11 protein-coding genes are annotated in these 14,170 nt (G+C 41.0%); 7 read left to right on the top strand and 4 right to left on the bottom strand.

Going from position 1 to position 14,170, the window contains the following annotated elements:
• Positions 1 to 9 precede the first annotated feature (9 nt).
• Positions 10 to 639, top strand: coding sequence for an arylesterase (locus AC07E5_RS01690; RefSeq protein ID WP_004972029.1), 630 nt, complete (start codon positions 10 to 12; stop codon positions 637 to 639).
• Positions 640 to 678: 39 nt separating this feature from the next.
• On the opposite strand, the gene AC07E5_RS01685 is transcribed toward AC07E5_RS01690, so the two are convergent.
• On the bottom strand, positions 679 to 1,293 hold the full coding sequence (locus tag AC07E5_RS01685) for a carbonic anhydrase (protein WP_019837464.1): 615 nt from the start codon (positions 1,291 to 1,293) through the stop codon (positions 679 to 681).
• 298 nt (positions 1,294 to 1,591) lie between these two features.
• Between AC07E5_RS01685 and AC07E5_RS01680 the strand changes: the two genes are divergently transcribed.
• Positions 1,592 to 2,653, top strand: coding sequence for an alpha/beta fold hydrolase (locus AC07E5_RS01680; protein WP_498624519.1), 1,062 nt, complete (start codon positions 1,592 to 1,594; stop codon positions 2,651 to 2,653).
• Positions 2,654 to 2,671: 18 nt separating this feature from the next.
• Positions 2,672 to 3,685: a hypothetical protein gene (locus AC07E5_RS01675; RefSeq protein WP_498624518.1), complete on the top strand. Its 1,014-nt coding sequence runs from the start codon at positions 2,672 to 2,674 to the stop codon at positions 3,683 to 3,685.
• Between the two features lie 73 nt (positions 3,686 to 3,758).
• On the opposite strand, the gene nfuA is transcribed toward AC07E5_RS01675, so the two are convergent.
• On the bottom strand, positions 3,759 to 4,397 hold the full coding sequence (gene nfuA / locus AC07E5_RS01670) for a Fe-S biogenesis protein NfuA (RefSeq protein ID WP_019837467.1): 639 nt from the start codon (positions 4,395 to 4,397) through the stop codon (positions 3,759 to 3,761).
• 157 nt (positions 4,398 to 4,554) lie between these two features.
• On the opposite strand from nfuA, the gene AC07E5_RS01665 reads away from it, so the two are divergent.
• The 3 genes from AC07E5_RS01665 to AC07E5_RS01655 all read left to right on the top strand — a co-directional run bounded on the left by AC07E5_RS01665 (position 4,555) and on the right by AC07E5_RS01655 (position 7,484).
• Positions 4,555 to 5,172, top strand: a complete 618-nt coding sequence (locus AC07E5_RS01665) for a rhomboid family intramembrane serine protease (RefSeq protein WP_004972041.1) — start codon at positions 4,555 to 4,557, stop codon at positions 5,170 to 5,172.
• Positions 5,173 to 5,489: 317 nt separating this feature from the next.
• Complete coding sequence (locus AC07E5_RS01660) at positions 5,490 to 5,684, top strand: hypothetical protein (RefSeq protein ID WP_004972042.1); 195 nt, start codon at positions 5,490 to 5,492, stop codon at positions 5,682 to 5,684.
• Between the two features lie 252 nt (positions 5,685 to 5,936).
• Positions 5,937 to 7,484 (top strand): hypothetical protein, encoded by a 1,548-nt coding sequence (locus AC07E5_RS01655; protein WP_004972044.1) that lies wholly within the window; start codon positions 5,937 to 5,939, stop codon positions 7,482 to 7,484.
• A gap of 128 nt (positions 7,485 to 7,612) precedes the next feature.
• On the opposite strand, the gene AC07E5_RS01650 is transcribed toward AC07E5_RS01655, so the two are convergent.
• On the bottom strand, positions 7,613 to 9,229 hold the full coding sequence (locus tag AC07E5_RS01650; protein ID WP_154320948.1) for an inorganic phosphate transporter: 1,617 nt from the start codon (positions 9,227 to 9,229) through the stop codon (positions 7,613 to 7,615).
• Between the two features lie 508 nt (positions 9,230 to 9,737).
• Between AC07E5_RS01650 and metH the strand changes: the two genes are divergently transcribed.
• Positions 9,738 to 13,427 carry a methionine synthase gene (gene metH / locus AC07E5_RS01645; RefSeq protein WP_253105999.1) on the top strand — a complete coding sequence of 1,230 codons (3,690 nt, stop codon included), beginning with the start codon at positions 9,738 to 9,740 and terminating at the stop codon, positions 13,425 to 13,427.
• Between the two features lie 341 nt (positions 13,428 to 13,768).
• Here the strand turns inward: metH and AC07E5_RS01640 are convergent, their stop codons facing one another.
• Positions 13,769 to 14,056 carry a hypothetical protein gene (locus AC07E5_RS01640; protein WP_498624517.1) on the bottom strand — a complete coding sequence of 96 codons (288 nt, stop codon included), beginning with the start codon at positions 14,054 to 14,056 and terminating at the stop codon, positions 13,769 to 13,771.
• Between the last annotated feature and the right edge of the window lie 114 nt (positions 14,057 to 14,170).

Raw genomic sequence — 14,170 nt, 5'->3', positions numbered from 1 at the left:
TTTCCCATTATGCAAAATCGCAATCTAACTAGTCGTGTCTTCCCGCGTGTGTTGCTGCTCGGACTATGTTTCAGCCCATTCGTGGTATCTGCAAAAACCATTATGATTGTAGGTGACAGCTTAAGTGCAGGTTACGGCATACAACCACAACAAGGTTGGGTTCACTTATTGCAAAAACGTTTAGAACAACAGTATCCGAAACAGCATAAAGTGGTCAATGCAAGTGTCAGTGGCGAAACCACCAGTGGTGCTTTGGCGCGTCTGCCTAAATTGCTGCAGACCCATCGTCCAGACGTTGTAGTCATTGAGTTAGGCGGAAATGATGGCTTGCGTGGACAACCGCCACAAATGATTCAAAAAAATTTAGCGAACTTAATTCAGCATAGCCAAAAAGCCAAAGCGAAAGTGGTGATTTTTGGGATGAAAATGCCGCCAAATTACGGCTCGGCGTATAGCAAAGCATTTGAAAATAACTATAAAGTGGTGAGTCAGCAATATAAAGTCAAATTACTGCCATTTTTTATGGAAGGTATTGCGGGCAATAAGCAATTGATGCAAAAAGATTTAATTCACCCAAATGCCAAAGCTCAGCCAATTTTATTGAATAATGCTTATCCATATATCAAAGGCGCTTTATAAAGCGCCTTTGAGGAAAATTTACTTAATGCGCGATTCAGATTAAAAATCAAAAAAAACCACTTCACCTGTTTCTAACGAATATTCTGCACCAACCACTTTCAACTGACCTTGTTCAATCAGGTTTTCTAAAACCGCTGAACCATGACGCAATTGATTTACCGATGCAAAAACATTGGAACGCACCGCATGCTTAGACAATTTCGCCAAATCATTTTTCAGTTCAGTCTGCATTAAGGTTTCAACTGAAGGTCGAACACGGTTCACAATCGACATTAAATTTGCCGATGGCGGGCAGTCTGGGCACATTAGAGTATCAATTGTGGCTTGAATTGCACCACAGTGACTGTGTCCTAAGACAACAACCACAGCACAGTCATAACGCTCTGCCGCAAATTCAACACTACCCACCTGTGATGGCGCAACCACGTTGCCCGCAACGCGAATTACAAAAAGATCACCCAATCCTTGGTCAAATACCATTTCTGCAGGGACACGTGAATCTGAACATCCTAAAATAATGGCAAATGGATTTTGGTCTTCTGCCATTTCTGCACGTTGCTGGTGCGACAATTGCTTCGGATGTTTGGTATCACCAGAAACAAAACGTTGGTTTCCTTGTTTAAGACGTTCTAAAGCTTCTTGAGCTGTTAGCATTCTTGATTTACCACCGATCTTTGAAGTTGCAATATTCTAAAGCCAGTCTTTATGAATGTCACTTGCAAAAAAATATACAACCGCGCTTTTCTTTATTCATTTTTGTTATAAATTTTTTCACTTTTTATAGAGATATGTCACATTTTCTACCAATTTCAAAGCTTTGGTCAAAAAGCAAAGGATGACTTTCATTTTTAATCGCATACAATAGACAGATTACAGATGTGCAATTAGATCTAAGAGCTAATGCCGATCATTATTGGAGCCTGTTTTTGGTTCGTCAGGGGAAGACGTTTTAATGATGAAATGTATTCGATCACGTTATCTACATACGATTTTTTTGGCTTTGGGACTAAGTACATCTTGCCTTGTGCATAGTGCTGCGCCTAATCAATATACTTTCACAAAAAACAATAATATTAATAGCAACAACGCGACTGAACTTAAATTATTACAACATCACTTGCAGCAACAGCGCAAACAGGCAGGACTCACCTCTAAAAGAATTCGTGTTGGAGATGTCGTTTGGAGCTATAATGAAGGTGGCTCACAAAGCAAACCCACAATTTTATTGATTCATGGTTTAGCAGGCACACGTGATAATTGGAACCGTGTCGCAGAATTTTTAACACCGCATTATCATGTGATTATTCCAGATTTACCCAATAGCGGTGACACCAAAACACCAAGCAATTTTGATAATTCAGTACCGAACGTAACTTCACAACTGCGTCAATTTATTGAAGCAATTGACTGTGAAGAAAACTTACACGTGGCAGGACATTCTTTAGGCGGCTCAATTGCAACCGTGTATGCCTCGCAATATCCTTTTGATACGCAAAGTTTATTTTTACTCAATAGTGCAGGCATTTATAAACTTGCTAATACGCCTTACACCAAAAATCCATTATCTTTAAATGACTTAATTGTGAGCAAACATGGCGATTTAGCCGACGTCGCCAAACAAATCATGCAAAGCCCGCCTGCCATGACCTCACAAATTCAACATGCGCAAGAAGAAGTCCTGATTTCTCGCTCAGAACAAACCCGTAAAGCAATTGAGCAAATTGTCAAACTCAACCGTATTTATACTCCAGACTCATTTGCACGTTTAGCAGGATCAATTGAAGCACCGACCCTGATTTTATGGGGTAAGCAAGATCGCATTATTAATGTTGAAGTGGCGAAGGAATTACAATCTTTACTCAAACGCGCCGAAACACCTGTGATTCTTAATAATGTTGGACACATGCCGTTATTGGAAGCTGAAAAACAAGTCGCACAATATTATTTGCCGTTTCTGGCTAAAACTCAGAACCTAAAAAACCCACTTGCTGATAAACTGATTCCTCTAAATTAATTATTATATAAAACCTTCATGCAGAAACATCCCATCATTGAGCAACTAATTGAAGCTCAGCTTGATTTTTTAGATCAAGAATTTAACCAAAGTGAAACGGTACAAACTGAGTTTGTGCAGTTTTACCAATGGTTTCGCAAACAAAGCTTACAAGATTTATGGACATCTGAAGCCATTCATCAACTGATTCAACATCAAATTTTAAATACACCTGCCAGTTCATTTTTAGTGGAACAAATTGCTGAGCATATTCGTTTTGCACTGGTACACCCTGTTAATGACAGCAATAAAATTGCCGATGTGATACCTGTGCTGACCATCGACAAAATTGCACAATATGTTGCAAGTAAAAGTGGACATCGTCAGCGTTTGATTAAAGCCGTGGTGAATAATCCTGCCTTTGCCGCCATGATTACCCAACTCATTCAACATTCCATTCAGGATTATATGGATAATTCGGTGATCGCCAAAAGCGTGCCTGGCGTATCGCGTTTTATGAAAATGGGTAAATCGGTTTTGGAAAGCGTTACCGATACCAATTTAGACCAGACCATTCAGCATTATTTGCAAAAAAATGTGCAGAAGCTGACTCAAATGAGCGAGTCGGTGCTTAATCAACATTTTGATGAGGAAAAACTGTATCACTTCCAAGCCAATTTATGGCACAAAGTTAAAGACTTGCCACTTTCCGTTTTAAAAAATTATATTGAAGTACAAGACCTATCCCAAACTGTCAATTTAGGACATGAAATTTGGGATCATTTACGCCAAAGTGACTATTTGAAACAGCAAGTGCATGATGGGGTTTATGCGTGGTATGTACGCAATCAGGCGCGCCCTTTTGACTTGTTATTGCACGACTTAAACATTGATGAAGCGCTAGTCCAACAACAATTACAACAACTGTTAAATCCAGTCATTCAAAAAATGATCGCTGAAGGCTATTTAAAGCAACGTGCGCGCCATTATTTAGAGAAATTTTATTATTCTGAAAAAACACAACAAATTTTAAATCTACAAACGAATGAATAGGGTCTGTTGACAATTTCAGATAAAAAATAACCTCCTAAAATTTAGGAGGTTATTTTTAAGCGAGGCTTAGAGCTTATTTAAAATAAGCACCTTCAGATTGACTGTGGTCAGTCTGATCCACCACACGCATCAATTCAGGTACGTGTTGTTTCAAGGTTGTTTCAACACCTTGCTTTAAAGTCACATCAATCGCTGAACATCCTTGGCAACCGCCACCAAATTTCAATACTGCAGTTAAGCCGTGTTCTTCATCTTCAACCACTTCAACCAAAGCACAGTTACCACCATGCCCTGCTAAACCTGGGTTAATTTCAGACTGTAAAACATAAGTAATGCGTTCTTCTAACGAAGCATCTGGACCTACGCGTGGCACTTTTGAGTTCGGTGCACGGAAAGTCAATTGACCACCAAAACGGTCTTTGTTGTAGTCAATTACGGCATCCAATAAATACGGAATAGATGGCGTATCAATAAATGCAGGAAAGTCTGGATATTCCTGTTTGTAGTCTGTAGGTACAACTTCATCGGGCGCACTATAAGCCATGCAACATTCAGCACGCGGTGTACCAGGATTTTCTACAAAAACACGCACACCAATACCTGGTGTATTTTGCTTTGCCAATAAATCCTTCAAATACTCTTGAGCAGTTGGCGTAATCAATAAGTTTGGAATTTCATCTACAACTGCTGTGCTGCTGTTCTCAGTCGACATAACAATAATTTCCTCAAGCTGAAGTGGCTATTTTAACTGAAGATGCGGGGGAATAAAAAAAAATCAACCAAAATTGTCGGATTTATTCCTAAAGTTCGACTCAAACTCAGTTTTGATGCATTATTACAGCAGAATTCAAGTAAAAGAATAGGCGTTTATGCTCGATTTACCTTTTAATCATACCGTGACCATTATCATTATTACGGTCATTGTGTCTATGTTGGCGTTTTCCAAACAAGAATTAATGAATCGTCTGATTTTTTGGCCGCCTGCTATGCAACGTGGTCAATATGACCGCTTCATTACCCATGGTTTTGTGCATGCCGATGGTGCGCATTTGCTGTTCAATATGATTACCCTGTTTTTCTTTGGCAGCATTATTGAAAGTTTTTATCGCCAATACGTCTATGATTTAGGCTTTGTTTTATTCTATTTGGGTGGTTTAATCGCCGCGATTATTCCAAGTTATTTAAAGCATAAAAATGACCATCGTTGGGCCAGCTTAGGCGCATCTGGTGCTGTATCTGCGGTGTTGTTTGCCTATATTTTGTTTGAGCCGTGGAAGTTGATTTTCGTGTTCTTTATTCCAGTGCCTGCCATTATTTTTGCAATACTGTATGTAGCGTATAGCATTTGGTCGGGTAAACGCGGCAATTCCAATATTAATCACAGTGCGCATTTATGGGGTGCGGCCTATGGTGTGATTGTGACTATTTTAATTGAACCACGCATCTTGCCTCACTTCCTGAATAAACTGGCGCAACTGCCGTTTTAACTTTTGAAACTATAACGACTCGGTACATCTACCACTGAGTCGTTGCTACTTTAAAGAATTTTCAAATCCGTCAATAGACTGCTTTCATAAATCCGCTTAACACCATCATTTATTGCCTCTCATCTTCAGCCTCTCTCATTGGGCAAAACGACTTTCAATCGTCATTTTATGAACTGCTGATAAGTATTTTTGATTGATGAAAGCATCTGAATGATCCAATACAGCATAAAGCACACAACAAATAACATGCAGTTACTCGACAAGCACTTATACTAAGAATATAAAGACTAAAACTATCAAGCAATCAGGAGTCAGCCATGAAAAAGTTTGCACTTCTAAGCGCCCTGTTACTCAGTCTAGGATTAAGCGCCTGTGCCGTACATACCCCTGAAGGCAGTGTGGTGATTGATCCTGACCGCACGATCTACCCGAAAGGCTATTATCCACACCAACATCCGCATGGTGATGGTGATTTTTGTCCTCCAGGTCAGGCGAAAAAAGGACGTTGTTAAGCTGTTGGTCTGAGTGAATAAAACATTGTTGATACAGCATCAGACTCATTTATGATTCGAACCTAGACATTTAAACACTAACCTTTAAATCTCAACAACATTTCATTCACATTAAAAACCTTTACACTTCGTGAAGGTTTTTTTATTCAAATTTCACTCAATTTTGGTAGTTTTTGCTACCCCATATCGCAACTTGGCATAGATAATGTATACATCTGTATATTAATTTCAATTTAGTTTGCGAGTTTTTGCATGTCCACTTCTTACGATGGCTTACAGTTTCCAATTCATCCAGAAAATCATAAACCCAGCACCTCAAGCACGGGCAAACAAATTATTGCCGAAGCCTTAGCCACAGTCGATCATCAAAGCTCAGTCGATGCTTTGGCAGAAAAAAACTGGCGTAAACACTATCCAAAATACTTTAAAGCCCTCGTGACCAATGGTATTCGTGAACAAGCTAACGCAATTCAAATTGCAGAAGATGGTTTAAGAAAAGCGCATCAAAGTTTTGAGTTTTATCGTCATGAGCAAAAATATGTGCTGAAAGATGTCATGCTCTTGCCTACTGAAACTTTACATACCTTTAAATTACAAGGCAGCAGCCAAGCAGCACCCGAATGGTATGTGCCGTATCGTGGGCAAAAGTTACAAGGTCAAGCTCTACTAGATCAAATTGCAATTTGGCTAGCAGCAGGCATTATTGAACCAAGTCATGCCGAAGCGTTAAATGCTGCAATGGCGCATCCTGAATGGTTTGATTTGTCTGACCGTAACATGGTGCTATTTGGTGCAGCTTCAGAAGCAGGGCCACTCACATGGTTAGCCAAATGGAAAGCCAATATTATTGCAGTCGATTTACCAAATAGCCGTGTGTGGAATAAAATTTTAAGCACTGTGCAACAAGGCAATGCCACCTTATATGCACCCAGTACAACACAACTCGCGGCAGATACCCCACTTGATATTTTAACAGAACAGTTGGGTGCAAATCTACTGACACAAACCCCAGAAATTGCACAATGGTTAGCTCAAAAACCTGAAACGCTAGATTTAGCAGCCATTGCCTATTTAGATGGTGAAAAACACGTGCGTGTTGCGATGGCGATGGATGCCATTATGCAATATGTCAGCGAACACAAAGCTGATAGCAGCCTTATGTTTATGTGTACCCCAACCGATGTTTATGCCGTTCCTGAAGAAGTGATTAGCGCATCGGCAGAGAAGTTTCAGCAGCGTTCACAAGGGCAAAAGCTACTCACCAAAAGTATTGAAACCATTTCACGCAGTCATTTCTTCCAAAAGAATCTGCATAATTTAATTGCTTCAGACAATGGTCAACATTATGGTATTGCCGACTGTTTGGTGGTTGAACAAGGGCCAAACTATGCTTTAGCAAAACGCATCCAGCAATGGCGTGCAATTTTAGCGCGTCATCAAGGACAGCATGTCAGCATCAATATTGCACCTTCGACCACCACACACTCTGTGACCAAAAATCCATTACTCAAAGCAGCATTTAGTGGCGCAAGTTTGTTTGATGTTGAAGCATTTAGCCCTGAAACCACCAATGCGATTATGGCGGCATTGTGGATTCATGACTTACGCAATCCAAACTCGGCAGCCAATCCTGAAGTGAAACTTGAGCATCCGCTCGAATTGATGATGGAAGGTGCGAACCATGGTGGATTGTGGCGCGTGGCGTATTTGGCACGAACGGCCCTACCTTTCGCTGCGCTCTATGGCTTTGCTGCAGATAAATTACCGCTGGACAAAGTCATCCAAAAATTTAAAAAGTAATGTAAACCGCTAATCTATCTATTCAAAAACTTGCCTGCAAATATTTCTCTAGACTGATCTGCAGGTATAAAAAAAGCGCTGTATCATCACAGCGCTTTTTTCAACCACTCAAAAAAGTTGAGAATGGATTAAAACACTTTTAAGAACAACCAGAACAAGCTACCCGATAAACAAATTGTCGCAGGTAAAGTGAAAATCCAAGCCGAAAGAATTGTACGCACCATTTGGAAATTCAGACCCGATTTATTTGCCACCATGGTACCTGCCACCGCACTGTTCAGTACGTGTGTAGTTGAAACTGGCATCCCCAAACCATCTGCAGCAGCAATAGTTGACATTGCCACAAGCTCGGCAGACATACCTTGACCATAAGTCATGTGCTGCTTACCGATACGTTCACCAACAGTCACCACAATACGTTTCCAGCCGACCATCGTACCCAAGCCTAGTGCTAAGGCAACGGCAACTTTGACCCAAGTTGGAATGTATTGTAAGAATGAATCTAAATGGCTGCGGTAGCTTTTAACCACTTTTTTCTGTTCTTCCGACATTTCAGGCAAGGCATTGGCTTTGTCTAAACGCTTGAATGAAGTCGTGCTTAAATACATATCATTACGCATTTCTGCTACTTCAGCTTCAGGCACATCTTTCAAGTTGCCATATTGACCCACACGCTCACCCAAATGGTCAGTTAAGCTTGCCAAAGCAGGCACGACTTCAGGGGTAATTTCTTTGGTCTGAATATAGCTAGTGATGACCTGACGTGCTTTTTCATCTGGCATATCGACATGTTGTGCATAAATCACATCAGCTGTTTGCGTTGAAAGCTGTTGGAACGATTGAATGTGGTTTTGGTCTAACTCTTTATTTAACGAGTACGCCAACGGCACAATCCCGATCAAAATCAACATGATTAAACCCATGCCCTTTTGACCATCGTTTGAACCATGCGCAAAACTTACCCCAGTACAAGTAAAAATTAGAATGGCACGAATCAGTGGTGGTGGTGGCTTATTGCCTTCAGGTGGCTGGAACAACTCCATTTGTTTCTTGAAGATTTTTTTCACCAAGAAGAACAAAATCGCAGCAAAGGCAAAACCAATCAGTGGCGAGAACAATAAAGCCTTGCCCACTTTCATGACTTGTTCCATATCTACACCACTTGCACCCGCACCTGAGTTAATCAAGTAGTTCATAATCCCCACACCTAAAATCGAACCGATTAAAGTGTGCGAACTTGAAGCAGGAATACCGAAGTACCACGTTCCCAAGTTCCAGACAATCGCGGCAATCAACATGGCAAAAACCATGGCAAAGCCTGCGCCTGAACCGACATTCATAATTAGTTCGACTGGAAGTAAGGCAATAATACCGTAGGCAACTGCACCACTGGCGACCATCACCCCAAGGAAGTTACAGAAACCCGCCCACATTACTGCCACAGGTGCAGACAAGGCATTAGTATAAATGACCGTTGCCACTGCGTTGGCTGTGTCGTGGAAACCATTCACAAATTCAAAGCCTAAGGCAATGAATAAAGCGGTCGCCAATAAAATCACCGAGTACATACTCAGCGCAGGCACGTGGGATAAGTCCGCAGACAATTGGAAACCAATATAAATAAGGGTAGAAACGATGATCGTTAAAAACACCGGCATAAAAAATTTCGGTGTAGGCACATGAACATTGGTCGATTTAGTGGTCGACTTGTGTGCTGAATCTACAGGAGTTGGATTAGAATTCATGCAAGCAGAAAAGAGGATTTAAAATCCCCTTATTGTTCAATTAAATTGTGACAATTATATGACAAAGAGCTGTTATATAAAGCAACTTTCATACTTTATTTTCACACTTTAAGCTGTATTTTTTGTGCATAAAATTAAAATTAACTTTTAAATTTAAACACTTAGAATAAATAAACCTACTTTTCTTATGCCATTCTCTCAAATTTAGATTGTTACACCTTTGTCATATTTGCCTAAAGTGTCAGACAAAATTCACCGTGAGCCAATTTTGCCTGAGCAATATGACAAAGCGATGACGCATTAAAGAAAATCAAAATTAGAATAAGCATCATCACGACTTATCTTTAAGATCAAAACCTACAATAAAATCCCCAGCAAAATCCTAAAAATACCGCTATATGCACTATTTTTACGACTTCCACTCGCTCTGGTCGCTTCAAGTGCACGAAAGCCGTGTGAACTCTGCTAAAATAGCGCTCATTTCGGATTCAGTCATAAAGGGTTTTTTATGTCCACGCTTACCACCCTGAAAGCGCTTCTTGCCCAAAGAATTTTAATTATCGATGGTGCCATGGGTACTATGATTCAACGCCATCAATTGGAAGAAGCCGATTATCGTGGTGAACGTTTTGCAGATTGGGCACATGACCTCAAAGGCAACAATGATTTATTGGTACTGACCCAACCGCACATTATTCAGGGTATTCACGAAGCCTACTTAGATGCGGGTGCAGACATTATTGAAACCAACAGCTTTAACGGCACACGCGTTTCTATGTCTGACTATCACATGGAAGATTTGGTTCCAGAAATTAACCGCGAAGCAGCCCGTTTAGCCAAAGCTGCCTGTGAAAAATATTCAACGCCAGACAAACCACGTTTTGTGGCAGGTGTACTTGGGCCAACATCGCGTACCTGTTCAATTTCACCAAATGTAAACGACCCTGCATTTCGTAACATTACATTTGATGCGCTCAAAGAAAACTATATTGAAGCTGCGCATGCCTTAATTGAAGGTGGCGCAGATATCCTGCTCATTGAAACTGTATTTGACACCTTAAACTGTAAAGCTGCGATTTTTGCGGTCAAAGAAGTGTTTAAACAGCTCGGGCGTGAATTGCCGTTGATGATTTCAGGTACCATTACCGATGCTTCAGGACGTACCTTAACGGGTCAAACTGCAGAAGCTTTCTGGAATTCGGTACGTCATGGCGATTTACTTTCAATTGGTTTTAACTGTGCTTTGGGCGCAGATGCCATGCGTCCACACGTTAAAACCGTTTCTGACGTTGCCGATGTGTTTGTTTCTGCACACCCGAACGCAGGCTTACCCAACGCATTTGGTGGTTATGATGAAACCCCTGAACAAACTGCAGCCTTCTTAAAAGAATTTGCAGAAAGTGGTCTCATCAATATTACAGGTGGTTGCTGTGGTACAACGCCCGACCACATTCGTGCAATTTACAACGCAGTAAAAGACATTTCACCACGTAAAATTCCAGAAATTAAACCTGCCTGTCGTTTAAGTGGTTTAGAACCATTTAACATTTATGACGACTCTTTATTTGTGAACGTGGGTGAACGTACCAACGTCACAGGCTCTAAAAAATTCTTACGTTTAATTCGTGAAGAAAACTTCGCCGAAGCTTTGGATGTTGCACGTCAGCAAGTCGAAAGTGGCGCACAAATCATCGACATCAACATGGATGAAGGCATGCTCGATTCAGAAGGTGCGATGGTGCACTTCCTGAACTTGGTGGCTTCTGAGCCTGATATTTCTCGCGTACCCATCATGATTGACTCATCTAAATGGGAAATCATTGAAGCCGGCTTAAAATGCGTACAAGGTAAAGCTGTTGTTAACTCCATTTCCTTAAAAGAAGGATATGATGAGTTTGTCGAAAAAGCCCGCCTCTGCCGCCAATACGGTGCAGCCGTTATTGTGATGGCTTTTGACGAAGTGGGACAAGCCGACACAGCAGCACGTAAACGTGAAATTTGTAAACGCTCTTATGATGTGTTGGTCAATGATGTTGGCTTCCCTGCCGAAGACATTATTTTTGACCCGAACGTGTTTGCAGTTGCTACTGGTATTGAAGAACACAACAACTACGCTGTTGATTTCATTGAAGCCACAGGCTGGATTAAACAAAACTTGCCACACGCCATGATTTCGGGTGGTGTGTCGAACGTATCCTTCTCTTTCCGTGGTAACGAACCTGTACGTGAAGCCATTCACGCTGTATTCCTCTATCATGCAATTCAGCAAGGCATGACCATGGGGATTGTCAACGCAGGTCAGTTGGCCATTTACGATGACATTCCAAAAGAACTGAAAGATGCGGTTGAAGCCGTTATTTTGAACCAAAACCAAGGTGAAACTGGTCAGGACGCTACAGAAAAGCTGCTGGAAGTAGCCGAAAAATATCGTGGTCAGGCAGGCGCACAAAAAGCCGAAGAAAACTTAGAATGGCGTAATGAATCTGTCGAAAAACGTCTTGAATATGCCTTAGTCAAAGGGATCACCACCTTCATTAATGAAGATACCGAAGAAGCACGCCTAAAAGCCAAACGTCCTTTAGATGTAATTGAAGGCCCATTAATGGACGGCATGAACGTTGTGGGTGACTTGTTTGGTGCAGGTAAAATGTTCCTGCCTCAAGTTGTGAAATCTGCCCGTGTGATGAAACAAGCCGTTGCATGGCTCAACCCGTACATTGAAGCTGAAAAAACCGAAGGTCAGTCTAAAGGTAAAGTTTTGATGGCAACGGTAAAAGGTGACGTTCACGACATTGGTAAAAACATTGTGGGCGTGGTGTTAGGCTGTAATGGTTACGATATTGTCGATTTAGGCGTGATGGTACCTGCAGAAAAAATCCTGCAAACGGCTATTGACGAAAAAGTCGATATTATTGGCTTGTCTGGCCTGATTACCCCATCTTTAGATGAAATGGTTTTTGTTGCCAAAGAAATGCAGCGTAAAGGCTTTAATATTCCATTATTGATTGGTGGTGCAACTACATCTAAAGCGCATACGGCAGTTAAAATTGATCCGCAGTTCTCAAATGATGCAGTGATTTATGTTGCCGATGCTTCGCGTGCCGTTGGTGTTGCGACAACCTTACTCTCCCCTGAAATGAAACCTGCTTTTGTTGCAGAGCATCGTGCGGAATACGCTAAAATTCGTGAACGTATTGCCAATAAGCAACCAAAAGCTGCGAAATTGTCGTATGCAGAAGCCATCGACAATGGTTTAAAAATTGATTGGGACAACTACACGCCTGCAGTACCAAAATTAATTGGTACACAAGTGCTGACCAATTACCCGCTTGAAACCTTGTTGCCATACTTTGACTGGACACCATTCTTTATTTCTTGGAGTTTGGCGGGCAAATTCCCGAAAATTCTGGAAGATGAAGTGGTGGGCGAAGCTGCAACCGACTTATATAACCAAGCGCAAGCCATGCTCAAAGATATTATTGCAAATAATCGCTTTGATGCACGTGCAGTCTTTGGGATTTACCCTGCCAACCGTTCTGCGGCAGATTCAGTACAAGTATATGATGCAGCACGTAATCAAGTAACGCATACCTTCCATCATATTCGTCAACAGTCAGACAAAGTCACAGGTAAACCAAACTTGTCTTTGGCAGACTTTGTCGCAACTACAGAGCAAGGGCAAGATTACTTGGGCGGCTTTACCGTGTCGATTTTTGGTGCGGAAGAAATGGCCAATGAGTTTAAAGCCAAAGGCGATGACTATTCTGCCATTTTGGTGCAGTCTTTGGGTGACCGTTTTGCAGAAGCATTTGCAGAGCATTTGCATGAGCGTATTCGTAAAGAATTCTGGGGCTATCAGCCAAATGAGCAGCTAAGTAATGAAGAGCTAATTAAAGAGAAATATGTGGGGATTCGTCCTGCACCAGGCTACCCTGCTTGCCCTGAACACTCTGAAAAAGCGACACTGTTTAACTGGTTAGGTTCAACTGAAAAGATTGGCACACAGCTTACGAGCAGCTTTGCAATGTGGCCGCCTTCATCTGTGAGCGGCTTCTACTATGCCAACCCTGCTTCTGAGTACTTTAACGCGGGTAAAATCTCGTTAGATCAGCTTGAAGATTACGCACAGCGTAAAGGCTGGAGTTTAGATGAAGCGAAGCGTTGGTTAGCTCCAAACTTGGATGATTCGATTAATTAATTGCTTTATGCCGCATGTAGTTCATCGGCCCATGCGCTATACATAATGTCATTTCAAAAGCCAGTGAATTGTAAAATTCACTGGCTTTTTGTTTTATGGGCAGTTCGTTACTTAATCTAAATTTGTTGAGTAATTTGACTGTTAAAGGTGTTTTCTCACCTCTATGGGAAAGGTATTCAGCTAAACGAAACCCACAGAAAGAACAAAGCGACTACTATTAAATTAGTAGCCGCTTTTCCACCTATTTTATCTTATGATGAGTGGGAAGCTATTGCTGTACCACATCAACAACAATTAGTTGACGATACTAGGAATTAAATATACCTTTTCTACTATAATATTTAAAATATACATGCATTATCATACTCATTAACCCAGTCTCGTAGTAATTTAATATTTTCGATTTCTTGAGAATAGTCAATGTCTTCAAGTAAGTTATTATCTCTTTTTATTAATATTTCAAACCCTGAATACATTTCTACACGCGGCATATCTAGATACTCAATAAATTTTAGAAGAAAATTAAAACCATCTTCTTCATCTCTGAATTTCGATATCCTATCCAAGTTAGGGGAAATAGTTTGAGCAATTTTAGAAAAATAATTTATTTGAGAGTGGCTTTGTTGCACAAACCTAGCCTATAAGGTTTATTCAGTCCTATAATTTCAAAATGAATAAACCTACTCCTAAAACTTATCGTACAACCAACTGGTCTTCCTATAATCGCGCTCTCATTAATCGGG

This window comes from Acinetobacter seohaensis, from assembly GCF_056431365.1.
This window is presented reverse-complemented; position numbering and strand designations above follow the sequence as displayed.

Bases quoted from the DNA above. Each gene is read 5' to 3' on its own strand.
- AC07E5_RS01690 (WP_004972029.1), top strand. From the start codon at position 10: ATGCAAAATCGCAATCTAACTAGTCGTGTCTTCCCGCGTGTGTTGCTG.
- AC07E5_RS01685 (WP_019837464.1), bottom strand. From the start codon at position 1,293: ATGCTAACAGCTCAAGAAGCTTTAGAACGTCTTAAACAAGGAAACCAA.
- AC07E5_RS01680 (WP_498624519.1), top strand. From the start codon at position 1,592: ATGATGAAATGTATTCGATCACGTTATCTACATACGATTTTTTTGGCT.
- AC07E5_RS01675 (WP_498624518.1), top strand. From the start codon at position 2,672: ATGCAGAAACATCCCATCATTGAGCAACTAATTGAAGCTCAGCTTGAT.
- nfuA (WP_019837467.1), bottom strand. From the start codon at position 4,397: ATGTCGACTGAGAACAGCAGCACAGCAGTTGTAGATGAAATTCCAAAC.
- AC07E5_RS01665 (WP_004972041.1), top strand. From the start codon at position 4,555: ATGCTCGATTTACCTTTTAATCATACCGTGACCATTATCATTATTACG.
- AC07E5_RS01660 (WP_004972042.1), top strand. From the start codon at position 5,490: ATGAAAAAGTTTGCACTTCTAAGCGCCCTGTTACTCAGTCTAGGATTA.
- AC07E5_RS01655 (WP_004972044.1), top strand. From the start codon at position 5,937: ATGTCCACTTCTTACGATGGCTTACAGTTTCCAATTCATCCAGAAAAT.
- AC07E5_RS01650 (WP_154320948.1), bottom strand. From the start codon at position 9,229: ATGAATTCTAATCCAACTCCTGTAGATTCAGCACACAAGTCGACCACT.
- metH (WP_253105999.1), top strand. From the start codon at position 9,738: ATGTCCACGCTTACCACCCTGAAAGCGCTTCTTGCCCAAAGAATTTTA.